At 68.9% G+C, this 22240-nt stretch carries 15 protein-coding genes; 2 read left to right on the top strand and 13 right to left on the bottom strand.

Annotated features, from left to right (window positions below):
- Nucleotides 1-108: 108 nt before the first annotated feature.
- The gene (locus RR3_RS12615) at nucleotides 109-1803 is read right to left on the bottom strand and encodes an FAD-dependent oxidoreductase (protein ID WP_017680015.1); all 1695 of its coding nucleotides are present in this window, start codon (nucleotides 1801-1803) and stop codon (nucleotides 109-111) included.
- A 154-nt stretch (nucleotides 1804-1957) separates the two neighbouring features.
- On the opposite strand from RR3_RS12615, the gene RR3_RS12610 reads away from it, so the two are divergent.
- Both RR3_RS12610 and RR3_RS12605 read left to right on the top strand, forming a co-directional pair.
- On the top strand, nucleotides 1958-2839 hold the full coding sequence (locus RR3_RS12610; RefSeq protein ID WP_064065892.1) for an acyl-[acyl-carrier-protein] thioesterase: 882 nt from the start codon (nucleotides 1958-1960) through the stop codon (nucleotides 2837-2839).
- A gap of 23 nt (nucleotides 2840-2862) precedes the next feature.
- Entirely contained in the window at nucleotides 2863-3354 is a 492-nt protein-coding gene (locus tag RR3_RS12605; RefSeq protein WP_010592005.1) for a SixA phosphatase family protein, read from the top strand.
- A 157-nt stretch (nucleotides 3355-3511) separates the two neighbouring features.
- Here RR3_RS12605 and RR3_RS12595 read toward each other — a convergent pair whose 3' ends face one another.
- The 12 genes from RR3_RS12595 to RR3_RS12540 form a co-directional block, all read right to left on the bottom strand.
- The gene (locus RR3_RS12595) at nucleotides 3512-4501 is read right to left on the bottom strand and encodes an iron-siderophore ABC transporter substrate-binding protein (protein WP_017680016.1); all 990 of its coding nucleotides are present in this window, start codon (nucleotides 4499-4501) and stop codon (nucleotides 3512-3514) included.
- Between the two features lie 197 nt (nucleotides 4502-4698).
- Entirely contained in the window at nucleotides 4699-8670 is a 3972-nt protein-coding gene (locus tag RR3_RS12590) for a DNA-directed RNA polymerase subunit beta' (RefSeq protein ID WP_010592007.1), read from the bottom strand.
- 111 nt (nucleotides 8671-8781) lie between these two features.
- Nucleotides 8782-12288: a DNA-directed RNA polymerase subunit beta gene (rpoB, locus tag RR3_RS12585; RefSeq protein WP_064066499.1), complete on the bottom strand. Its 3507-nt coding sequence runs from the start codon at nucleotides 12286-12288 to the stop codon at nucleotides 8782-8784.
- Nucleotides 12289-12628: 340 nt separating this feature from the next.
- Nucleotides 12629-13489: a hypothetical protein gene (locus tag RR3_RS12580; RefSeq protein ID WP_072786430.1), complete on the bottom strand. Its 861-nt coding sequence runs from the start codon at nucleotides 13487-13489 to the stop codon at nucleotides 12629-12631.
- Between the two features lie 21 nt (nucleotides 13490-13510).
- On the bottom strand, nucleotides 13511-14083 hold the full coding sequence (locus tag RR3_RS12575; RefSeq protein ID WP_010592010.1) for a type II restriction endonuclease: 573 nt from the start codon (nucleotides 14081-14083) through the stop codon (nucleotides 13511-13513).
- Nucleotides 14084-14178: 95 nt separating this feature from the next.
- Entirely contained in the window at nucleotides 14179-15426 is a 1248-nt protein-coding gene (locus RR3_RS12570; protein ID WP_010592011.1) for an MCE family protein, read from the bottom strand.
- Nucleotides 15426-16700 carry an MCE family protein gene (locus RR3_RS12565; protein ID WP_026137590.1) on the bottom strand — a complete coding sequence of 425 codons (1275 nt, stop codon included), beginning with the start codon at nucleotides 16698-16700 and terminating at the stop codon, nucleotides 15426-15428. The genes RR3_RS12570 and RR3_RS12565 overlap by 1 nt, the downstream gene beginning before the upstream one ends.
- Nucleotides 16697-17944: an MCE family protein gene (locus RR3_RS12560; RefSeq protein ID WP_017680018.1), complete on the bottom strand. Its 1248-nt coding sequence runs from the start codon at nucleotides 17942-17944 to the stop codon at nucleotides 16697-16699. The genes RR3_RS12565 and RR3_RS12560 overlap by 4 nt, the downstream gene beginning before the upstream one ends.
- Complete coding sequence (locus RR3_RS12555) at nucleotides 17944-18939, bottom strand: MCE family protein (protein WP_010592014.1); 996 nt, start codon at nucleotides 18937-18939, stop codon at nucleotides 17944-17946. Before RR3_RS12555 ends, RR3_RS12560 begins: the two co-directional genes overlap by 1 nt.
- The gene (locus RR3_RS12550; RefSeq protein ID WP_040271964.1) at nucleotides 18936-20015 is read right to left on the bottom strand and encodes an MCE family protein; all 1080 of its coding nucleotides are present in this window, start codon (nucleotides 20013-20015) and stop codon (nucleotides 18936-18938) included. The genes RR3_RS12555 and RR3_RS12550 overlap by 4 nt, the downstream gene beginning before the upstream one ends.
- Nucleotides 20012-21379 (bottom strand): MCE family protein, encoded by a 1368-nt coding sequence (locus tag RR3_RS12545; RefSeq protein ID WP_064066026.1) that lies wholly within the window; start codon nucleotides 21377-21379, stop codon nucleotides 20012-20014. Before RR3_RS12545 ends, RR3_RS12550 begins: the two co-directional genes overlap by 4 nt.
- Complete coding sequence (locus RR3_RS12540; RefSeq protein ID WP_026137591.1) at nucleotides 21376-22236, bottom strand: MlaE family ABC transporter permease; 861 nt, start codon at nucleotides 22234-22236, stop codon at nucleotides 21376-21378. Before RR3_RS12540 ends, RR3_RS12545 begins: the two co-directional genes overlap by 4 nt.
- Nucleotides 22237-22240 lie beyond the last annotated feature (4 nt).

Raw genomic sequence — 22240 nt, 5'->3', positions numbered from 1 at the left:
CGCGGCGGATCGACATCCCGGCCTGCGCTCCCCCGGCGGACGTCGCCGCGGGCGGTGCCGGGCACCGTCGGAAGATTCTAGTGCCGGCGCAGACGAAGCCCCAACCGGTTATCGGCGGACCAGACGCAGCAGGCTGCGTCCCGACCGCGGGCGGCCGGCCGCCGTCTTCGTCAGGCGCGCACGATCGGTCAGCTTGACCCGTGGCCGGCCGGCCGCACGACCGGCCGCGCGCTCGGCCTCGTCGATCTCGTGCCAGCCGCTCAGTCCCACCCGGCTCGGGCGCCGCTGCCCGAGCAGGCGATCGAGTTCCCGCCGGCCGTACGCCGGCCGCGCGAGCCGACCGGCGTCGAAGTCGGCGAGCAGCGCCGCGACCGTTTCCTTGGCGCATGCCTTGTTGGTGCCGATCACGCCGCTCGGCCCGCGCTTGATCCACCCGGTGACGTACACGCCAGGTCCGGCCCCGGTGACCCGCCCGTCCTCGTTGGGAACGATCGCGCGCCGCTCGTCGAACGGCACCCCCGGGAGCGGAACCCCGCGGTAGCCGATCGAGCGCAGCACCAGCTGCGCGTCGAGATGCAGGGTCTGCTCGGTGGGGCGGGCGACGAGCGCACCGTCGTCGCCGGGGATCAGTTCGTTGCGCACCGCCCGCAGGCCCGTGACCCGGTCGGTGCCCTCGATCGCGGTGGGTGACACGAGGTAACGGAACACGATGCGCTTGTTCCCCGGCCGGGGTTCGCGGCGCGCGTACTCGCGGGCGAGCCGCATCCGCATCGCGACGGCGGGATCCGCCGCGGCGAGCTCCGCGCTGGCGGGGTCGAGGTCGAGCTCGGACTCGTCGACGACGACGTCGACCCCGTTCAGATCACCGAGGGCGAGGAACTCCGGATTGCTGTAGGCCGCCTGCGCCGGCCCTCGGCGGCCCAGCAGGACGACCTCGCGGATGTTGCTCCGGCGCAGCGCCTCGAGCGCGTGGTCGGCGATGTCGGTCCGGGCCAGCTCGTCGACGTCCATGGTGAGAATGCGGGCGACGTCGAGTGCGACGTTGCCGTTGCCGACGAGGACGGCGCGTTCACCGGAGAGATCGAAGACCCGGTCGGCGTAGTCGGGGTGGCCGTTGTACCAGGCGACGAACTCGGTGGCGGCATGGCTGCCGGGCAGGTCCTCGCCGGGAATGCCGAGACTGCGGTCGGCGGACGCGCCGGTGGCGTAGACGACGGCGTGGTGATGGGCGAGCAGCTCGTCGTGGTCGATGTCGCGGCCCACCTCGACGTCGAGGTGCAGGGCGAACGCCTCGCGACGGAACGACCACTCGAACGACTCGGTGACAGCCTTCGTCCCGGGATGGTCGGGCGCGACGCCGCTGCGGACCAGGCCCCAGGGGGTCGGCAGCCGGTCGAACATCTCCACCTCGACATTCGAGCGCTCGAGTAGTTCCTGCGCGGCGTAGCACGCCGCCGGCCCGGCCCCGACAACCGCGACGCGCAGAGTCTCCTGCCCCCGGGGCGGGGCGGGCGTCGGGGTGAGCGGGTTCCAGTTCTCGGGCATCGGATGCGCCGTGTAGTACTCCGCGTTGATGTCCTTGAACCGGGTCTGAGCCTCGGTGAGCCGGTCCTCGGGGAAGATCGCCTCGACCGGGCAGGCGTCCGCGCACGCGCCGCAGTCGATGCAGGTCTGCGGATCGATGTGCAGCATCTCGGTCTGTGCGAACTCCCGCTCCTCCGGAGTGGGATGGATGCAGTTCACCGGGCACACGGCGACGCAGCTCGCATCGTTGCAGCACGTCTGTGTGATCACGTAGGCCATGTCGCGTCCTCGAAGAGCCGGGACCGGATTTCATGTGACATCCGGTAACAGTTATATCGACTGTAGCCTCGGGGTCCGCCGCTCGCAAGATTCGCTGCGGGCCTGCCCCGCAACTGTCAGAATCGGCGGGGCCCGACGAAGACCAGGGGGACGCATGGGTTCGGATACCGCCGCGGGAGCGACAACCGCAGACACCGCCGCGGCAGCGGCAACCGCAGACACCGCCGCGGCAGCGGCACCTACGGATACCGCCGCGGCAGCGGCACCGGGAAAGCACGTACCCGAGGACGCCTGGGCGCAGCCCCTCGCCACCGCTCCCCCGCCCGACGACGCGTTCCGGTCCACGCGCACGGTGCGCACCGGCGACGTCGACAGCCGGGAACGGCTCCGGCTCGACGGCGTGGCCCGTTACCTGCAGGACATCGGCACCGACAACCTCGACGCCGTCGACGCCACCGACACCGATCCGCTGTGGATCGTGCGCCGCACCGTCGTCGACGTGCACCGGCCGGCCCGCTTCCGGGAACAGCTCGAACTGCGCCGATGGTGTGACGCCCTGTCCACGCGATGGGCCAACGTCCGTGTGCGGTTCGAGGGCACCGGCGGCGCCGCGATGGACACGTCGGCGTTCTGGATCAACATCGGGCCCACCAACGGCATGCCGGCTCGGATCAGCGACCGGCTCTGGGAACACATGGCTCGTCACGCCGCGGACACCCGTCTGCGGTGGCGGGCATGGTTGCCGCCCACGCCGTCCGCAGACGCCGACGCCGGCACGCACTTCCCGCTGCGGGCCACCGACATCGACCCGTTCGACCACGTCAACAACGCCGCCTACTGGCACGGCATCGAGGAGCACCTCGCCGGACGGCCGGAGTTGCAGACGGCCCCGTATCGTGCGGCGATCGAGCATCTTCGACCGGTTGTCGCCGGCGACACGCTCGTCCTGCGCGCCCGGCACGACGCCGACTCGCTGACCCTGTGGTTCACGGTCGACGACGAGGTGCGGGCGGTGGCACGCGTCGGCCGCCGGTGAACGTCACCGCCTAGGGTGAACCCATGACCCGCACCCTGATCCTGTTGCGGCACGGGAAGTCCGCGTACCCGGACGACGTCGCCGATCACGAGCGCCCGCTCGCCCCCCGCGGGCGGCGCGAGGCCGGTCTCGCCGGGCGCTGGCTGCGGGCCCACCAGCCCCCCGTCGACGCGGTGCTGTGTTCGACCGCGACGCGGGCCCGCAAGACGCTCGCAGAGGCCGCCGTCGAGGCGTCCACCGACTTCCTCGACGACCTCTACGAGACCACACCGGAGCGGGTGGTCGCCGCGATCCGCCGGGTCCCGGACGACGTGTCCACGCTGCTCGTCGTGGGACACGAGCCCGTCCTGTCGGCGACGACGCTGTTGCTCTCGGCCGACCACGACTCCGACGCCGCCCGTCAGATCGTCGAGAAGTTCCCGACTTCCGCCGTGGCGGTGCTCGAGGTGCGCGGGACGTGGCACGACCTCGGTGCCGGTGAGGCCGCCCTGGTCGACTTCCACATCCCGCGCTGACCGGGAACGGCCGCTACTGCACGGCGGCGAGCCGCCCCTACTGCACCGCGGCGAGCCGCCCCTACTGCACCGCGGCGAGCCGCCCCTACTGCACGGCGGCGAGCCGCCCCTACTGCACGGCGGCGAGCCGCCCCTACTGCACCGCGGCGAGCCGGCGCTACTTCACCGCGGCGGCGAGCGCCTCCAGGTAGGCATCTATCCCCCAGGTCAGGGACAGGACCGTGGGGGGCGACACCGCGGCGATCAGCTCGGTGCCGTTCACCGTCGCCACCCTGCCTTCGGTGACCTGCTGCATGGTCTGCGCCCACGGCTGGGCGAGGGTGCGTTCCTGCGCTGCGGCGTCGTCGGCGTAGGAGAGGAGGATGTCGCTGGTGAGCTTGCCGACCTCCTCGAAGCTCATCGTGAAGTAGAAGCTGGACTCGTCCGTGCTCAGTTCGGTGACGCTCGGGGCGCTGACGAGACCGAGGTCGGTGAGGAACTCCACCCGCGAATCGGCGGGCTTGTAGACGTAGAACGTGTCGCCCGTGTCCCATACCGCGGCGACGGTGCGGCCCTGCAACTGCGGGTACGCGGCGGCCTTGTCGGCGATGATCGCCTCGGTGTCGGCGATCAGGCGCTCGGCGTCGGCGGACCGGCCCAGCGCCTGCCCGACCGTGGAGACGACGTCACGCCACGGGGTGGCCCACGGCTCACCGGGGTACGCGACGGTGGGAGCGATCCGGCTGAGGGTGTCGTACTGATCCTGGGTGAGCCCGGAGTAGTTGGCGAGGATGACGTCCGGGCGGGCCGCCGCGATCTGCTCGACCGGCACGTCCGTGCCGTCGTTCTGCAGGATCGTCGGTGTCTCGGCACCGAGTTCGGTGAGCTCGTCTCCGATCCACGGCAGGACACCCTGCTCGTCACCGCCGTACGACTGTGCCGGCATGGCGACGGGGACGACCCCGAGCGCGAGCGCGGCGTCGGTGCTCCCGAAGCCCCACGTGACCACCCGTTCGGGTTCGGTCTCGATCGTGGTGCTGCCGAGGGCGTGCTCGATCGTCACGGGGAACGCGCCCGCGCCCGAGCCGGATGCCTCGGAGGGGTCGTCGCCGCCCGACGAGCACGCGGTCAGGACGAATGTGAGGGCGAGACCGGCTGCGGCAAGCAATCTCGGGATTCGGGTCGACGGCACTGGCGTTCCCTTCGATTAATTAGGAGTGCCTACCCAAACTAGCGGATCGACTGGGTCGCCGCGCGGGTACCCCCGGAACCCAGAAGGCCCCGCCCCCGAAGAGAAGAGGGCGGGACCTTCGTGGCTACGGCAGGTGCCTGACCGCGGCCGGCGAACCGGCTGCGGCGACGGCTCTACCGGTAGTCGCTGGAGTAACCGTAGTCGTCGAGCGGAACCGCAGCGCCGGTGTTCTGGCCGAAGCCCTCCGGCGAGTAGTACTGATCCTCGTACGACGGGATCGCGTACGCGGCCGCGCGGGCCTCCTCGGTCGGCTGCACCTGGATGTTCCGGTACCGGTTGATGCCGGTGCCGGCCGGGATCAGCTTGCCGATGATCACGTTCTCCTTCAGACCGATCAGCTTGTCCGAGCGGCAGTTGATCGCCGCGTCGGTCAGCACGCGAGTGGTCTCCTGGAACGACGCCGCCGACAGCCACGAATCGGTGGCCAGCGACGCCTTCGTGATGCCCATGAGCACGGGACGGCCGGCAGCCGGCTCCCCGCCCTCGGCGACGACGCGCCGGTTCGAGGCCTCGAACTCGCTGCGCTCGACCAGCGATCCGGGGAGGAACTCCGTCGACCCCGAGTCGATGATCGTCACGCGGCGCAGCATCTGGCGCACGATGACCTCGATGTGCTTGTCGTGGATCGACACACCCTGGCTGCGGTACACCTCCTGGACCTCGTTGACGAGGTGGACCTGCACCTGGCGCGGTCCCATGACCCGCAGCACCTCGTGCGGATCGGCCGCACCCTCGAGCAGCTGCTGACCGACCTCCACGTGGTCGCCGTCCGCGAGGACACCTTCGGTGCCGTCCGCCTTACGGATGACGTGCAGACGCTGACGCTTCGACAGCTTGTCGTACACGACCTCCTCGCCACCGTCGTCCGGGACGATGGTGATCTTGTAGAAGCGGTCGTCGTCCTCGAGTCGCACGCGGCCGGAGACGTCGGCGATGGGCGCCTTGCCCTTCGGAACGCGGGCCTCGAACAGCTCCTGCACCCGGGGCAGACCGCCGGTGATGTCCTCACCGACGCCACCCTGGTGGAACGTACGCATCGTCAGCTGCGTGCCGGGCTCACCGATGGACTGGGCGGCGACGATACCGACGGCCTCGCCGATGTCGACGAGCTTGCCGGTCGCCATCGAGCGGCCGTAGCAGGTGGCGCACACGCCGGTACCGGTGTCGCAGGTCAGCACGGAGCGGACCTTGACCTTCCGGATGCCGGCGGCCAGCAGGGCCTCGATCGCCGGGTCGCCGAGGTCGCTGCCCCGGGTGACGACGACGTTGCCGTCCGCGTCGACCGCATCGGTGGCCAGCGTACGGGCGTACGTGCTGGTCTCGATGTGGGCGTCGCGCACCAGACGACCGGTCTCGGCGCCCGTCCCGTCCCGCTCGGGCTCGGCGATGATCATCTCGATGCCGCGCGGCGTGCCGCAGTCGGTCTCGCGGACGATGACGTCCTGCGACACGTCCACCAGACGACGGGTCAGGTAACCCGAGTCGGCGGTACGCAGCGCGGTGTCGGCCAGACCCTTACGCGCACCGTGGGTGTTGATGAAGTACTCGAGCACGGTCAGGCCCTCGCGGAACGAGGACTTGATCGGACGCGGGATGAACTCGCCCTTCGGGTTCGTCACCAGACCCTTCATGCCCGCGAGCGAACGGATCTGGGTCATGTTGCCCGCGGCGCCGGACTTCACGATCGTCGGGATCGGGTTGTCGTCCGGGTAGTGCGCCTCCATGGCCTGACCGACCTCTTCGGTCGCCTCCTGCCACAGCTTGACGAGCGAGTCGCGCCGCTCCTCCTTCGAGAGGGCACCACGAGCGAACTTGCGCTCGAGCTGATCCGCCGACGCCTCGTAGCGTTCGAGGATCTCCTTCTTCTCCGGCGGCACCAGCACGTCGGCCATCGACACGGTCACACCCGAACGGGTGGCCCAGTAGAAGCCGGCGTCCTTGAGCTTGTCGACGGTCTGCGCGACGACGATCATCGGGTAGCGCTCGGCGAGATCGTTGATGATCGCGGCCTGGCGCTTCTTCGGCATGACGTCGTTGACGAAGCCGTAGTTCACCGGCAGCAGCTCGTTGAACAGCACGCGACCGAGCGTGGTCTGCACGGTCCAGCCGTCGCCGTAGTTCCAGCCGTCGGGGAACAGCTCCGTCTCGAGGTCCTTCGGCGGCCGCTGCCGCTCCAGGCGCACCTTGATGGGGGCCTGCACCGACAGCACACCGCGGTCCACGGCCATGATCGCCTCGGCGGGAGACGAGTACACGCCCTGCTCCGGCTCACCGTCGGTGGCCGGCCGGTACGCGCCGGGCGCGTCCTCGACCAGGCGGGTCAGGTGGAACAGACCCGTCACCATGTCCAGACGCGGCATGGCGAGCGGACGACCCGATGCCGGCGACAGGATGTTGTTCGACGACAGCATCAGCACGCGGGCCTCGGCCTGCGCCTCCGCGGACAGCGGCAGGTGCACGGCCATCTGGTCGCCGTCGAAGTCGGCGTTGAACGCCTCACACACCAGCGGGTGCAGCTGGATGGCCTTGCCCTCGACGAGCTGCGGCTCGAACGCCTGGATGCCGAGACGGTGCAGCGTGGGAGCACGGTTGAGTAGCACGGGGTGCTCGTTGATGACCTCTTCGAGCACGTCCCACACCTGCGGACGCTGCCGCTCGACCATCCGCTTGGCGGACTTGATGTTCTGCGCGTGGTTCAGATCGACCAGACGCTTCATCACGAACGGCTTGAACAGCTCGAGGGCCATCAGCTTCGGCAGACCGCACTGGTGCAGCTTGAGCTGCGGGCCGACGACGATGACCGAACGGCCCGAGTAGTCGACACGCTTGCCGAGCAGGTTCTGACGGAATCGGCCCTGCTTGCCCTTGAGCAGGTCGGACAGCGACTTGAGCGGACGGTTGCCCGGGCCGGTGACCGGCCGGCCGCGACGGCCGTTGTCGAACAGCGCGTCCACCGACTCCTGCAGCATCCGCTTCTCGTTGTTGACGATGATCTCGGGGGCACCGAGGTCGATCAGTCGCTTGAGGCGGTTGTTGCGGTTGATGACGCGGCGGTACAGGTCGTTGAGATCGGAGGTCGCGAAGCGGCCACCGTCGAGCTGCACCATCGGGCGCAGCTCCGGCGGGATCACCGGCACCGCGTCGAGGACCATGCCCATGGGCGAGTTGCCGGACTGCTGGAAGGCCGCGACGACCTTCAGGCGCTTGAGGGCGCGCAGCTTCTTCTGGCCCTTGCCGCTGCGGATCGTCTCGCGCAGCGACTCGGCCTCGGCGTCGATGTCGAAGTTCTCGATGAGCTTCTGGATCGACTCGGCGCCCATCGCACCCGTGAAGTACTCGCCGTAGCGGTCCTGCAGCTCCCGGTAGAGCAGCTCGTCGACGATCAGGTCCTTCGGCTTGAGCTTGGTGAAGGTGTTCCAGATCTCCTCGAGCCGGTCCAGCTCGCGCTGGGCACGGTCACGCAGCTGACGCATCTCGCGCTCGCCGCCGTCCTTGACCTTGCGGCGGACGTCGGACTTGGCACCCTCGGCCTCGAGCTCGGCCAGGTCGGCTTCCAGCTTCTGCGCGCGTGCCTCGAGGTCGGCGTCGCGCTGGTCGGCGACGGACTTCTTCTCGACCTCCATCTCGGCTTCGAGGGTCGAGAGCTCGTTGTGGCGCAGTTCGTCGTCCACGGCCGTGATGACGTACGCGGCGAAGTAGATGATCTTCTCGAGATCCTTCGGCGCCAGGTCGAGCAGGTAACCGAGGCGGCTCGGCACACCCTTGAAGTACCAGATGTGCGTGACCGGCGCGGCGAGCTCGATGTGGCCCATGCGCTCGCGGCGCACCTTGGCGCGAGTCACCTCGACGCCGCAGCGCTCACAGATGATGCCCTTGAAGCGGACACGCTTGTACTTGCCGCAGTAGCACTCCCAGTCCCGGGTGGGGCCGAAGATCTTCTCGCAGAAGAGGCCGTCCTTCTCGGGCTTGAGCGTGCGGTAGTTGATGGTCTCCGGCTTCTTGACCTCACCGTACGACCAGTTGCGGATGTCCTCCGCAGTGGCCAAGCCGATGCGGAGTTCATCGAAGAAGTTGACGTCGAGCACGTAACTTCCTTTCCCCTTCACGGGTTTTGTTGCTGCTAGTTGTCGCTGTTGCTGCCGGGGCCCGACGAGATGCAGTCCGCCGTGCGGGAGTGCATCTCATCGGGTCGGCTCCTAGTTCGCGAGGTCGTCGACCGTGGCCGACTCGTTGCGGGAAAGGTTGATGCCCAGGTTGGCCGCCGCCCGCTCGAGGTCCTCGTCGTCGCCGTCGGCCATCGCGATGGCCGCGCCGTCGCTGGAGAGCACCTCCACGTTCAGGCACAGCGACTGGAGTTCCTTGAGGAGCACCTTGAAGGACTCGGGGATACCCGGCTCCGGGATGTTCTCGCCCTTGACGATGGCCTCGTAGACCTTCACGCGGCCCACCACGTCGTCCGACTTGATGGTGAGCAGCTCCTGCAGCGTGTACGCGGCACCGTAGGCCTGCATGGCCCAGCACTCCATCTCACCGAACCGCTGGCCACCGAACTGGGCCTTACCACCGAGCGGCTGCTGGGTGATCATCGAGTACGGGCCGGTCGAACGGGCGTGGATCTTGTCGTCGACCAGGTGGTGCAGCTTGATGATGTACATGTAGCCGACCGACACCGGGTACGGGAACGGCTCGCCGGAACGGCCGTCGAACAGCGTCGCCTTGCCGTCCGCGCCGACCATGACCTCGCCGTCGCGGTTCGGCAGCGTCGAGCCGAGCAGACCCGTCAGCTCGTCCTCGCGGGCACCGTCGAACACCGGGGTGGCGATGTTGGTGTCCGGATCGGCGGCGAGCATGTCGTCGGACAGGTTCTTCGCCCACTCGGGACGCTCACCGTCGCCGGCGACCTGGACGTTCCAGCCGGCCTTGCCGATCCAGCCGAGATGCGTCTCGAGGATCTGGCCGATGTTCATACGACGCGGGACACCGTGCGTGTTGAGGATGATGTCCACCGGGGTGCCGTCGGGCAGGAACGGCATGTCCTCCTGCGGGAGGATCTTGCCGATGACGCCCTTGTTGCCGTGCCGGCCGGCGAGCTTGTCGCCGTCCTGGATCTTGCGCTTCTGCGCGACGTACACGCGGACGAGCTCGTTGACACCCGGGGGCAGATCGTCGTCGTCCTCGCGCGAGAACACGCGGACGCCGATGACCTTGCCGGTCTCGCCGTGGGGCACCTTCAGCGACGTGTCACGCACCTCGCGGGCCTTCTCACCGAAGATCGCGCGCAGCAGCCGCTCCTCCGGGGTCAGCTCGGTCTCGCCCTTCGGGGTGACCTTGCCGACGAGGATGTCGCCGTCGCGCACCTCGGCGCCGATGCGCACGATGCCGCGCTCGTCCAGGTCCGCGAGGACCTCGTCCGAGACGTTCGGGATGTCGCGGGTGATCTCCTCGGCACCGAGCTTGGTGTCGCGGGCGTCGATCTCGTGCTCCTCGATGTGGATCGAGGTGAGCACGTCCTCCTCGACGAGGCGCTGCGACAGGATGATCGCGTCCTCGTAGTTGTGGCCTTCCCACGGCATGATCGCCACGAGGAGGTTCTTGCCGAGCGCCATCTCACCGTTCTCGGTGCAGGGGCCGTCGGCGAGGACCTGACCGGACTCGACGCGCTGCCCCTCGTCCACGATCGGCCGCTGGTTCGAGCAGGTGCCCTGGTTCGAACGGTCGAACTTGCGCAGACGGTAGGTGCGGCGGGTGCCGTCGTCCGCCATCACGGTGATGAAGTCGGCCGAGACCTCCTCGATCACGCCGGACTTCTCGGTGACGACGACGTCGCCCGCATCGACGGCGGCACGCAGCTCCATGCCGGTACCGACGACCGGGGCCTCGTTGCGCACCAGCGGCACGGCCTGACGCTGCATGTTCGCACCCATGAGGGCACGGTTGGCGTCGTCGTGCTCGAGGAACGGAATCATGGCCGTGGCCACGGACACCATCTGCCGCGGCGAGACGTCCATGTAGTCGACCTCGGTCGCCGCGACGAATTCGACCTCGCCGCCCTTCTTGCGGACGAGGACGCGCTCCTCGCTGAAGCGGCCGTCGGCGTCGACCGGCGAGTTGGCCTGCGCCACGACGTGGCGGTCCTCCTCGTCGGCGGTGAGGTAGTCGACCTGGTCGGTGACGATGCCGTTCTCGACCTTGCGGTACGGGGTCTCGATGAAACCGAACGGGTTGACCCGCGCGTACACCGACAGGGAGCCGATCAGGCCGATGTTCGGGCCTTCCGGGGTCTCGATCGGGCACATGCGGCCGTAGTGCGAGTGGTGGACGTCGCGGACCTCGAGGCCGGCGCGCTCACGGGACAGACCACCCGGGCCGAGCGCCGAGAGGCGGCGCTTGTGGGTCAGGCCCGACAGCGGGTTGTTCTGGTCCATGAACTGCGACAGCTGGGAGGTTCCGAAGAACTCCTTGATCGCGGCCACGACGGGACGGATGTTGATCAGCGTCTGCGGCGTGATGGCCTCGACGTCCTGAGTGGTCATCCGCTCACGGACGACGCGCTCCATGCGGGACAGGCCGACGCGGATCTGGTTCTGGATGAGCTCGCCGACGGTGCGCAGGCGACGGTTGCCGAAGTGGTCGATGTCGTCGACCTCGACGGGAACCTCGACGCCGCCCGGCGCCGTCATGGTGGTCTCCCCCGCGTGCAGGCGCACCAGGTACTCGATGGTGGCGACGATGTCTTCCTCGGTGAGGGTCGACGCCTCGATCGGCTGGCCGACGTTCAGGCCCAGCTTCTTGTTGATCTTGTAACGTCCCACGCGCGCCAGGTCGTAGCGCTTGTCCTTGAAGAAGAGGTTCTCCAGCAGGGTCTGCGCGCTCTCCTTGGTGGGCGGCTCGCCCGGGCGCAGCTTGCGGTAGATGTCGAGCAGGGCCTCGTCGGTGCCGGCCGTGTTGTCCTTCTCGAGAGTGGACATCATGATCTCGGAGAAGCCGAAGCGCTCGACGATCTGCTCGTTGGTCCAGCCGAGCGCCTTGAGCAGCACGGTGACCGGCTGGCGGCGCTTGCGGTCGATCCGCACGCCGACGGTGTCGCGCTTGTCGACGTCGAACTCGAGCCACGCGCCGCGGCCCGGGATCACCTTGACGCTGTGCAGGTCCTTCTCGGTGCTCTTGTCGACCGCGCGGTCGAAGTACACGCCCGGGGAACGCACCAGCTGCGAGACGACGACGCGCTCGGTGCCGTTGATGATGAAGGTGCCCTTGTCGGTCATCATCGGGAAGTCACCCATGAAGACCGTCTGGCTCTTGATCTCGCCGGTGTTGTTGTTGATGAACTCGGCAGTGACGAACAGCGGCGCCGCGTACGTCATGTCCTTGTCCTTGCACTCCTCGACGGAGGCCTTGACCTCGTCGAAGCGCGGGTCGGAGAAGGACAGGGACATCGACCCGGAGAAGTCCTCGATCGGAGAGAGCTCCGCCAGGATCTCCTCGAGGCCGCCGACGACGGGACCGTCACCGCGTTCGGCAGCGAGCGCGCGCCAGCGCTCGGAGCCGATCAGCCATTCGAAGGAATCTGTCTGTAGATCGAGGAGCCCGGGGACTTCGAGAGGTTCGCGAATCTTTGCGAACGAGACCCTCTTCGGGGCTCCGGGGATTCCGGCAACTGCCTTGGTCTGGCTAGAGACTGCCAAGATGCGTCCTTCCAGCACCTCACGCGGGCCGCTCCAACCGGTGCGACCGCCGCTGTACCTGCTTCTTCATGTGGGGCGTTATCGCTGGTTGCGACCCGAACGACAACCCCACCGCGAAGTCGGCGGAACGGGCCCCGGAGGGCAACGCTCCCCGCGATGCGGTCGAGAGATGGACAGGAGGCAGCCAGCGCAAAGTCCGAACTTACACCCAAAAGTCGCAGATGTCGAGCGACGGCACGAAAAGAAGCGCCCGACCCCGGGCGCCCAGGACGCATGTTCGTGCGTGCGTACCGATAGAGTGACCGCTCACGCCGCCCGCGTCAAGAGCAACCGGGCCGATTCCCGGTCGGCGCGCTCGTCAGCTGTCCCGGATCTCCGAGACCAGCCACTTGCCGTCGATCTTCTCCATCCGCACCAGAAGCGGCGCCGACGCACTGCCCTGGGCGACCGCGTCGCCGGTCGCGCTGACACTGATGAACGCCGCGACCTCGGCCCGGTCGTCGTCGAGCATCGACGCACCGATGTGGTCGATGCGCACCTCCGTCGCGGTGTGCGTCTGCACCGCCGCCTGCTTGGTGACCTCCGCGGTCAGATCGAACTCCTCCCGCATCGGCGGGGTGAGGACCTCGCGGATCTCGGCGAAGTCCTCGTCGATCGTCTCGTAGTTGTAGCCGTGCATCGTCTCGATCGCATTGCCGGCAGCGGCGGTGACCTCGGACGTCGCGGTGCTGTCGACCCACGCCTCGTTGCTCACCGTCGCGCCGGGACGGGCGGCCGCGACCGCGGCGAACGCACCGAGCGCGAGCGCGGCCCCGCCGACGATCGCCACCGCACGCCAGCTGCCGCGCGAGGCGGTGCCGGCGGCCTGCGCTACCGGCTCCTCCGCGTCCCCACCGTCGTCGACGGGCGCCGGTTCATGCGGCTCCGGGGCGCTCGTCCGGTCGGATCCGGAGCCCGGCCCCGCCGGGGCCGCCGAGGACCCGGTCGCTTCGGCGGCCGCCGTTCCCGCTCCCGCCGTCGGAGCCGGGGGGGACTCGGGCGGGGTCGGCTCGAGCGGGGTGGACTCGGGCGAGGGGGACTCCGGCGGGGTGGGTCCGCTCGGGGTGGGCCCGGTGGCCTCGGGGCGGACGGCACCGCCGGTCCGGCCCGTCCCCGCGATCTTGGGCCGTCGCCCCCTCGGGGGGCCGGCCGGATTGGGCTTGCGACGCTGCGGGGGCACTACACACTCTCCTTCATCGGCTCACTCGCCTGCGGCGGGACCGGGTTCGGCCGGGGGCACGGGGGCGGGTTCGGGCGGCGCGGGTTGCTGCGCGCCCTCCGCCGGCCCGGCACCGAGCTGCACCGAGTCCAGCGGCTGGATCGTCTCCGCCTTCCACACGTCGCCGTCCTTGCGCATCGCCACGTTCACGGTGACCTTGTTCTCGACGAAGTTGTCGGGCCAGGTGGTCTTCACCGCCAGGACGATCAGGGCCTGCGCCGTGTCGGCGTCCGTGTCCAGCGCGGTCAGCGAACCGAACAGCACGTCTGCCGACATGCCCGTGCCCGTCTGGGCCACCTGCTCCCGGATCTGCTGCTCCGTCGCGGCCAGATCGTTGTTCAGGGCCTCGCCGGTGATCGACGACCGCATGTTCTCGATCGACGTGTCGACGTCGGCGGCGTCGACACTGTTGAGGTTGATCGCGGCCTGCATCGCCCCGGACAGGGCCGCGTCCCGCGCCTCGGCCGCCGGACGGTCCACGAGCAGGGCCCGCCCCCACCCGAAGCCGAACCAGGCGGCCGCGACGAGGGCGACCACCGCCAGCACGCTCACCACTGCCAGAACGATCCTGCGTATCGTGTCGCCGCCCGCCCCCGCCGTCTGCGGGGGACGGGACGTCGTTTCTGAACTCACTGCACCAACCTACTTACCTACTTCGGGGTGACTCCGAGCAGCGGCGCGAGCTGCGTCGCGATCGGATTCAAATTGAGCTTGTCCGGGTCCTTCTTCGGCGTGAAGTCCCACGGCTGGATCGTGGCCGGGTCGGCGAACACGATCCGGTTCGCGCTCCGCACGCCGGTGACGCTGCCCTGCGGGACCTCGCAGGATGCCTCCGTGTTGAACGGGAAGTCCTGCTGGGTGTCGTCGAAGTTGGGATCCCGGCGCTGCATCTCGTCGAGGATCGCCTGGGTGCCCTCGTACCCGATGGTGCACGACGGCGGGTTGTTCGTCTCGAACAGGATGCCCTGCCGGACCGCACCGTCGCCGGGCGCCACGGTCCCGGCGCTGGCCGCGACGGCCGGCAGGAACGCGAGCAGCGGCTGCAAGGCCACCGCCTGCGGGCCGAGCTTGTCGCCGAGCAGCGCCAGGTTCGTCAGGTTCGCCGTCAGGCCGGGGCCCGAGTCCGCGACCAGCTGCGTGAGTTCCTCACTCGCCGCCGTCCCGGTCTCGAGGAGGCGACGGACGTCCGGGTCGCTGTCGCGCAGCTGCGCGGTCACCAGGTCCAGATCCGCACTGAACTGCCGGATCGCCGACGCCTGCACCGACTGGGTGTCGAGCACGGTCTGGCTGTCGCGGATCAGCGACACCGTCTGGGGCAGGTACTGCACTCCGGCGTCGCTGAGCTGGGCCAGAGAGTCCACGAGGGTCTGCAGCTGGCCGCCGCGGCCGTCGAACGCGGCCCCCAGTTCGGTCACCACCGTGCGCAGCGAGTCCACCGGCACCGACCGGACGAGCGCGTTCGTGCTCACCAGGAGGTCCTGCACCGGCACCGGCACGTCGGTGGCGTCCTCCCCGATCACCGAGCCTTCCTCGAGGTAGGGACCCTCGTCGGTGTCCGGCAGCAGGTCGACGTACTGCTCGCCGATCGCCGAGCGGTTCGCCACCACGGCACGGGTGGACGCGGGGATCTGCGGCCCGCCGTTGTCGAGGAGGAGGGTGACGTCGATGCCGTCCTCGGTCAGACCGAGTTCCCCGACCCGCCCGACCGGCACGCCCCGGTAGGTGACCTCGGCGTTGGTGAAGATGCCCCCCGAATCGGCGAACCGGGCGTGGACGGTGTACTGCCCGAACCCGAGCAGGTTGTCGAGGCGCACGTACCGCGCGCCGACGAAGACCACGCCGAGCAGCGCGATCACCACGAACGCGACGATCTGTACCCGCAGCAATCGCGATTTCATCATCGCCCTCCCCCGACTCCGAGCTGGTTGAGCAGGCCTTCCAGCGGATTGGCCGGCGCTGCACCGGAGTCCGGCGCTGCGGCGGGCAGGCCGGGCAGCGTCACCCCCGGCGGCAGTTCGAGTCCCGCCGGCAGCCTCGGCTCCGGGAGCTCCGGCAGCAGCGAGACCGTGGGCCAGCCCCGTCTCGGCCCGTTGCCGTTGTAGTACGGATTCGACGGATCCACGACGGGCTTGGGCTCACCGAACTTGGGCTGCCGGTAGACCGGTTCACCCTGTCCGACGCCGAGCGAGGCCAGCGCGTCCCCGATCTGCATGTCCACAGCGAGGAACAGGTTGACCGAGCCACCGAGGGCGATCCTCTCGACCCCGTCCGGGAAGGGCACCGTCGGGATGAACGGCAGCGCCTTCACCAGGTCGTCCCCGGACGCGGCGAGCTGCTGCAGCGTGGGGCGCAGGGCCAGCAGGTCGGCGATCAGGTTCTCCTTGGACTGGTCGAGCACGTCGGTGCCCACGGTTCCCAGCCGGTCGAGCTGGACGAGCAGCTCGGTCAGCTGGGGACGCTGCTGCTCGAGCACCGCCGTGGCCACCGGCAGGTCGTCGAGGATCGCCGCGACCCGGTCGTTCTGCTCCGCGACCCGGACGGTGAGCACGTCGAGGCCGTCGAGGGCGCGGGTGATGTCGTCACGTTGCCGATCGAGACCGTCGATGAGCCGATCCGCCTGTTGCAGAAGGCTCTTCGTGGTGCCTTCGCGTCCCTCGAACGCGGTGGACAGCTCCTCGACCACGGGCTGCAACTGGCCGACGCCGCCACCGTTGAGCAGCAGCGAGAGCGCACCGAGTACGGGTTCGAGCTCCGTGGCGTGCCGGGTCCGGTCCAGCGGAATGACGTCGCCGTCGGCGAGCAGTTCACTCGACGGGTCGCTCGGCGGCGGAGTGAGCTGGACGAACTTCTCACCCAGCAGGCTGGTCTGTTCCACCGCGGCATACGCGTTGGCCGGCAACTCCACCGCCGAGTCCACCACGATCCCGACGTCCGCGGTCCACCCGTCGGGTCCCACGGACACCGTCTCCACCCGGCCGACGGGCACGCCGTCCACCTTGACGGTCGACTGCGGCACGAGGTCGAGCACGTCGTCGAACTGCACGGTCACGTGGATCGGGTCCGAACCGACGTCCGCGCCACCGGGCAGGGGCAGGCTCTCGGCGCCACCACACGCGGACACCGCGAGGGCCGTCGCGCAGGCTCCGGCACCGAGAATCACCGAGCGTCTCACTGTCCGCCCTCCTCGAGGTTCAGGCGCTGGGATTCGACACCGGGCACGGTGCCGGGCACCACCTGACGCTGGATGTTCTCGCCGCTGAGGACACCGAACGGCAGGATCAGATCCGGGGTCCGGATGTCGTTGGTGATCTGTTCGGCGAGGCCGGAGCACTGATCGATCAGCGGCTGCATCTGTCGGCCCAGCTGCTCGAACCTCGGGTCGCCCGGCACGAGCCGACCGAGATCGATGAGCTTGCACATCACGCCGGCCGGGTCCTGCAGGTCGGTCACCACCAGACGGGAGGCGAGCGACCCGGATTCCGCGTCGTAGGAGTTGACCAGGTTGCTCACGGCCAGGGGCAGCAGGGTCAGCGAATTCACCAGTGAATCCCGGTTGGCAGCAAGGTTGTTCGTCACGGGGACCAGGGCGTCCACGTTGTCCTTCAGCGCCGCCTGATTGTCGTTCACGAACTGCGCGACCACCCCGAGCGACTCCGACAGCTGATTCAGCGCGAGCCCGAGGTTCTCCCGTTCACCGGCCAGGTAGCCCGACAGGTCCGACAGCTGGGTGTTGAACTCGCGCACCTGCTGATCGTTCGCCGCCAGCGCGGATACGAAGATCTGCAGGTTCTCGATGGTGCCGAACAGGTCACCCCGCGACTCGTTGAGCGTGCGCGACGCGGCGGAGAGCTGCTCGATGGTCTGGCCGAGCGCAGCACCGTTGCCCTCGAGGTTCTCGGCGCCGGTCTCCACGAATCGGGTCAGTGCCCCGTCCTTGTTCGCGCCCTCCGGGCCGAGAGCCCGCGACAGCTCGTCGACGCTGGCGTACAGCTCGTCCACCTCGACCGGGGTGGCGGTCCGTTCCCGCGGGATGACGGCGCCGTCGGCCATCGTCTCGCCACCGGTGTACGCGGGAGCGAGCTGCACGTAGCGGTCCGCGACGACCGACGGGGTGATCTGCACGGCTTTGGCGTCGGCGGGGATGTCGACGCCGCGGTCGACACGCATGTCCACCCGCACCTGGTCCCCTTCCGGGACGACCGCGGTGACCTTACCGACCTCGACGCCGAGGACCCGGACGTCGGACCCCTCGTACACGCCGACGGCCTTGTCGAAGTACGCGGTGATCTCGGTGGTGCCCATGCGGTTGAAGACCCACCACAGCACGCCCGCGATCAGCACCACGGCCGCGACGATCGCGGCGATCAGCACGATCGGGCCGCGCCGTGAGCCGCCACCGGACTCGGCATGCGACATCAGTTCTCTCCCAACGTGCGAACCGGATCGCGGTATCCGGGGATCTCGGGCAATCCGGGCGGAATGAGGTTGACGACGACCTGGTCGAACCAGCGGCCGTTGCCGACGACGTTCGAGTACAGCCGGACGAACGGCTCGTACAGCTTCATCGCCCGGTCCAGATCGTCGTTGCGGTCCTGCAGGATCTGGACGACACCCCGCAGCTGGTCGAGCGCCGGACCGATCGTCGCCTCGTTGTCACGGACCAGGCCGGTCAACTCCGCCGACAGCCGCTGCGTCCCCGTCAGCAGCTGTGAGATGGCCTGCTGGCGGTTGTTGAGTTCGGCGATCAGCAGCGCTCCGTCGCTGATCAGCCGGTTGAACTCCGCGTTCCGGTCCGCGAGGATCTGCGACGTCCGGCCGGTCGCCTCGAGCAGCCGCTTCAGTTCCTGGTCCCGGCTCGCCACCGTCTGCGACAGCCTGGTCACGCCGTCCAGCGAGGCCCGGATGTCGTCCGGTGTCTCGGAGAACGCCTCCGAGAGGGTGTCGAAGCTCGTGGCCAGCTGCTCGGAGTCGATCTCGCCCAGAGTGGTGGCCGCCGACGAGAACGCCTCGATCACGTCGTACGGGGCGACGGTGCGCGACAACGGAATCCGATCGTCCGGATCGAGCACCTCCGTGCCCCGCGGCTCCAGGGCGAGGTACTTCTGGCCCAGGATGGTCTTGATCTGGATCGAGGCGGAGGTGTCGTCGCCGAGCCAGGCGTCCTTGACCTTGAACGACACGAGCACCCGGTCACCGTCGAGCTCGATGTCGGTGACCTGGCCGACCTTGACGCCGGCGATGCGCACCTCGTTGGTGGGTTTGAGGCCGGCCGCCTCGGTGAACTCCGCGCGGTAGGTGGCGCCGGCCCCGATGATCGGCAGCGAATCCAGGAAGAAGGCCGACAGGGTGGCCAGCAGGACCACGAGAATCCCGAGGGCGCCGGACACGGCCGGACTGCGACGTCTGCTCATCGTCCCTGCAACTCCTGCATCCCGTCCTGCGTACAGCGCTTCGCGGCATTGGTGTAGATCGGCTGGTTCACCGTGGGAAGACCCGTCGGCAGATTCAGGTACGGAACCGAACCCGGACCGGCGATCACGTCGATGCCGCACAGGTAGAATTGGAACCACGACCCGTAGCTCGCGACCCGGCCCAGCTTCTCGAGCTTGACCGGAAGGGTCGCAAGGATCTCGTCGACCGCGTCGCGGTTGTTGTTCAGGTTCGCCCCGAGCTGCTCGACCGCCGTGATCGACCCGGCGATCGCCGGCCGGGTCGGCTCGAGCAGATCGGCCGTCGCGTCCGTCAGCCCGGCCAGCGACTGTACTGCCGCACCCACCGTGTCGCGGTCGGCGGCCAGTCCGCTCACCAGCGCCTGGGTGTTGACGAGCAGCGAGTCGAGCTGCGCGTCCCGCTCGTTGATGTTGGTGAGCACCGAGTTCAGGTTGTCGATGACCGCGCCGATCACCCGGTCCTTGTCGGCGATCGTGTTGGTCAGGCTCGCCGTCGTGCGCACCAGGTCGTCGATGGTCCCGGATTCGCCCTGGAACACCTGGACGATCTGCGAGGACAGCGTGTTGACGTCCTCGGCGCTGAGGGTCTGGAACAGGGGGCGGAAACCGTTGAACAGGGTGGTCAGGTTCACGGCCGGTTTGGTGCGTTCCAGCGGGATGGTGTCGCCGTCGGTCAGCTTCATCCCCTGCATGCCCTCACCCTGGTCGAGAGCGATGTACCGCTGGCCGACGAGCGTGCGGTAGCGGATCGTCGCCGTGGTCGCGGCGGGCAGCCAGTCCCGATCGGACACCGAGAACGTCACGCGCGCCTCGCTGCGGTCCACGATCTCGATCTCCTCGACCTGGCCGACGCGGACGCCGGCGATGCGGATGTCGTCACCCTCGTTGAGCGAGGTCACATCCGAGAAGATGGCGTGGAACTTCGTCCCGCCCCCGCCGCCGAGGCTCGCGATGGTCGCCGCGAGCATCCCGGTGGCGAAGATCGTGACCACGGCGAAGACGATCAGCTTGATCAGTGGTGCTGCCAGGCCTCTCATCGGAAGCTCACCTCCGTTCCACGCAGTGCGGGCGCACCCAGGCGCGTCGTCCAGGTCGGCACGTCCTCGGGCGCGATGCCCGTCGCCTCCCCGTACACGACGTCGAGGGCGTCCTGCTCGGCCCGGGACCCGGAGTACGCGACCTGCGCCGTCGCCGGGGTCGTCCCGATCAGCTCGCCGACGTCGTTCGGCACCCCGGACCCCTCGGGCGCCGGGAAATACGACATGGACTCCGGCCCCGGATTCCGGGACGGCACCTGGTAGGAACCGTCGTTGATCGAGCCGCCGGGGTACTGCGGGAAGAACCGTCCCGGGGCCGTGACGTTGTCGTAGCAGGTGGGGCCACGAGTGTCGAGCAGGCGCGGCTCGTCCTGGTTCGGCAGGTACCGGCCCTTCGGATTGACGAACTGGATGCTCGCCCGGACGCCGGGGAACGGGTCGTCGGCCGCGAGCACGCCGGCGGCGGCGGGCGCCGCGTCGGCGAAGCCCTTCAGCATGCACGGGTACGACGGCGAGTACCGCGCCAGCAGCTGCAGAGCCTGCTTGGAGTCGGCGGCGATGCTGATGATCGAGGCGGCGTTCTGTTCGAGCAGCCCGACGGTCGCCGACGACGCTCCCGTCGCCGTGACGAGCAACGTCTCGAGCTGGTTCTCCTGCTCGACCACCGTGTTGCCGGTGGTGCGCAGGTTGTCGAGGGCACTGATCAGATCGGGCGCGGCGTCGGAGTAGGTCTGGGAGAAGTCCGCGAGTCCGCGCAGATCCTCCTGCACGGCCGGGAGTTCCACGTTGACCTCGCGGAACACCTGTTCGAGCCGGTCCACGGTCTGCCCGAGGGTCTCGCCGCGTCCGCTCAGGCCCTGGGCCAGGGCGCCCAGGGTGTTCGCGAGGTCCTGCGGCGGGATGGCCTCCAGGAGGGGCAGCAGGCCGTCGAGCACCTCGCCGAGTTCGACGGTCTCGGCGCTCGTGTCCTGCACCAGGGTGTCCCCTGCCTGGACCGGGCGCGCCGGCTGGTCCGGCAGGATCAGCGAGACGTACCGTTCGCCGAACAACGTCTTCGGCAGCAGCTGAGCGGTCGCGTTCGCGGGGATCAGGGCGGCCTTGTCCGGTTCGAGCGCGAGATGCGCGGTCACCGTCCCGCCCTCGGCCGTCGTGCCGCGCACCTCGCCGACGATCAGCCCCCGCACCTTGACGTCCGCGTTCATCGGCAGCGCGTTGCCGATCTCGTCGGTCACGAGGTCCACCTCGACGACCTTCTTGAAGGTCTTGTTGTACATAGCGATCGTGACGAACAGGAACAACCCCAGCACGACGAAGAACATGAGGCCGAGGACCCTCCGCTTGAGGGTCGAGGGAGTCGGGTTCATCCGGCCACCCTCACGGTCGTGGAGGTGCCCCAGATGGCGAGGCTGAGGAAGAAGTCGAGCACGGCGATCGTAACGATCGCGGTGCGGACGGCACGGCCGACAGCCACGCCGACGCCGGCCGGACCACCGCTGGCGTTGAAGCCGTAGTAGCAGTGGATGAGGATCAGGAAGAACGCGAAGACGAGCACCTTCGCGAACGAGTACAGCACGTCCTCCGGTGGCAGGAACAGGTTGAAGTAGTGGTCGTACGAACCCGACGACTGCCCGTTGAACATCGTGCTGATCACGCGTGTCGCGAGGTACGCGGCGAGCAGGCCGATGATGTAGAGCGGGATGACGGCGACGAAACCGGCGATCATCCGGGCGGTGACGAGAAACGGCACCGACGGCACCGCCATCACCTCGAGCGCATCGATCTCCTCGCTGATCCGCATCGCACCGAGCTGGGCGGTGAAACCACAGCCCACCGTCGCCGACAGCGCCAGCGCCGCGACGATCGGCGCGAGTTCGCGCGTGTTGACGTATGCCGACAGGAAGCCGGTGAGCACCGAGGAGCCGAGTTGCTCGAGGGCGGCATAGCCCTGCAGACCCACGACGACGCCGGTGAATCCCGACATCATCGCGATCACGCCGATGGTTCCGCCGATGACGGCGAGCGCGCCGCTGCCGAAGGTGACCTCGGCGAGCAGCCGCAGCACCTCCTTGCGGTAGTGGACGAGGGTGCGTGGGGTCCAGGCGATGGCCCGCGCGTAGAACGACATCTGGTCGCCTGCCCGATCCAGCATGTCGAGAGGAGCGCGCACGATTCTGCGCCCGCGGAGCCAGATGACATCTCCGCGGCCCTTTGCGATTGTCATCGAG

The organism is Rhodococcus ruber NBRC 15591 (assembly GCF_001894945.1).
In the GTDB taxonomy this organism is placed as follows: domain Bacteria; phylum Actinomycetota; class Actinomycetes; order Mycobacteriales; family Mycobacteriaceae; genus Rhodococcus; species Rhodococcus ruber.
This window is presented reverse-complemented; position numbering and strand designations above follow the sequence as displayed.

Bases quoted from the DNA above. Each gene is read 5' to 3' on its own strand.
- RR3_RS12615 (WP_017680015.1), bottom strand. From the start codon at position 1,803: ATGGCCTACGTGATCACACAGACGTGCTGCAACGATGCGAGCTGCGTC.
- RR3_RS12610 (WP_064065892.1), top strand. From the start codon at position 1,958: ATGGGTTCGGATACCGCCGCGGGAGCGACAACCGCAGACACCGCCGCG.
- RR3_RS12605 (WP_010592005.1), top strand. From the start codon at position 2,863: ATGACCCGCACCCTGATCCTGTTGCGGCACGGGAAGTCCGCGTACCCG.
- RR3_RS12570 (WP_010592011.1), bottom strand. From the start codon at position 15,426: ATGAAATCGCGATTGCTGCGGGTACAGATCGTCGCGTTCGTGGTGATC.
- RR3_RS12560 (WP_017680018.1), bottom strand. From the start codon at position 17,944: ATGTCGCATGCCGAGTCCGGTGGCGGCTCACGGCGCGGCCCGATCGTG.
- RR3_RS12555 (WP_010592014.1), bottom strand. From the start codon at position 18,939: ATGAGCAGACGTCGCAGTCCGGCCGTGTCCGGCGCCCTCGGGATTCTC.
- RR3_RS12550 (WP_040271964.1), bottom strand. From the start codon at position 20,015: ATGAGAGGCCTGGCAGCACCACTGATCAAGCTGATCGTCTTCGCCGTG.
- RR3_RS12545 (WP_064066026.1), bottom strand. From the start codon at position 21,379: ATGAACCCGACTCCCTCGACCCTCAAGCGGAGGGTCCTCGGCCTCATG.
- RR3_RS12540 (WP_026137591.1), bottom strand. From the start codon at position 22,236: ATGACAATCGCAAAGGGCCGCGGAGATGTCATCTGGCTCCGCGGGCGC.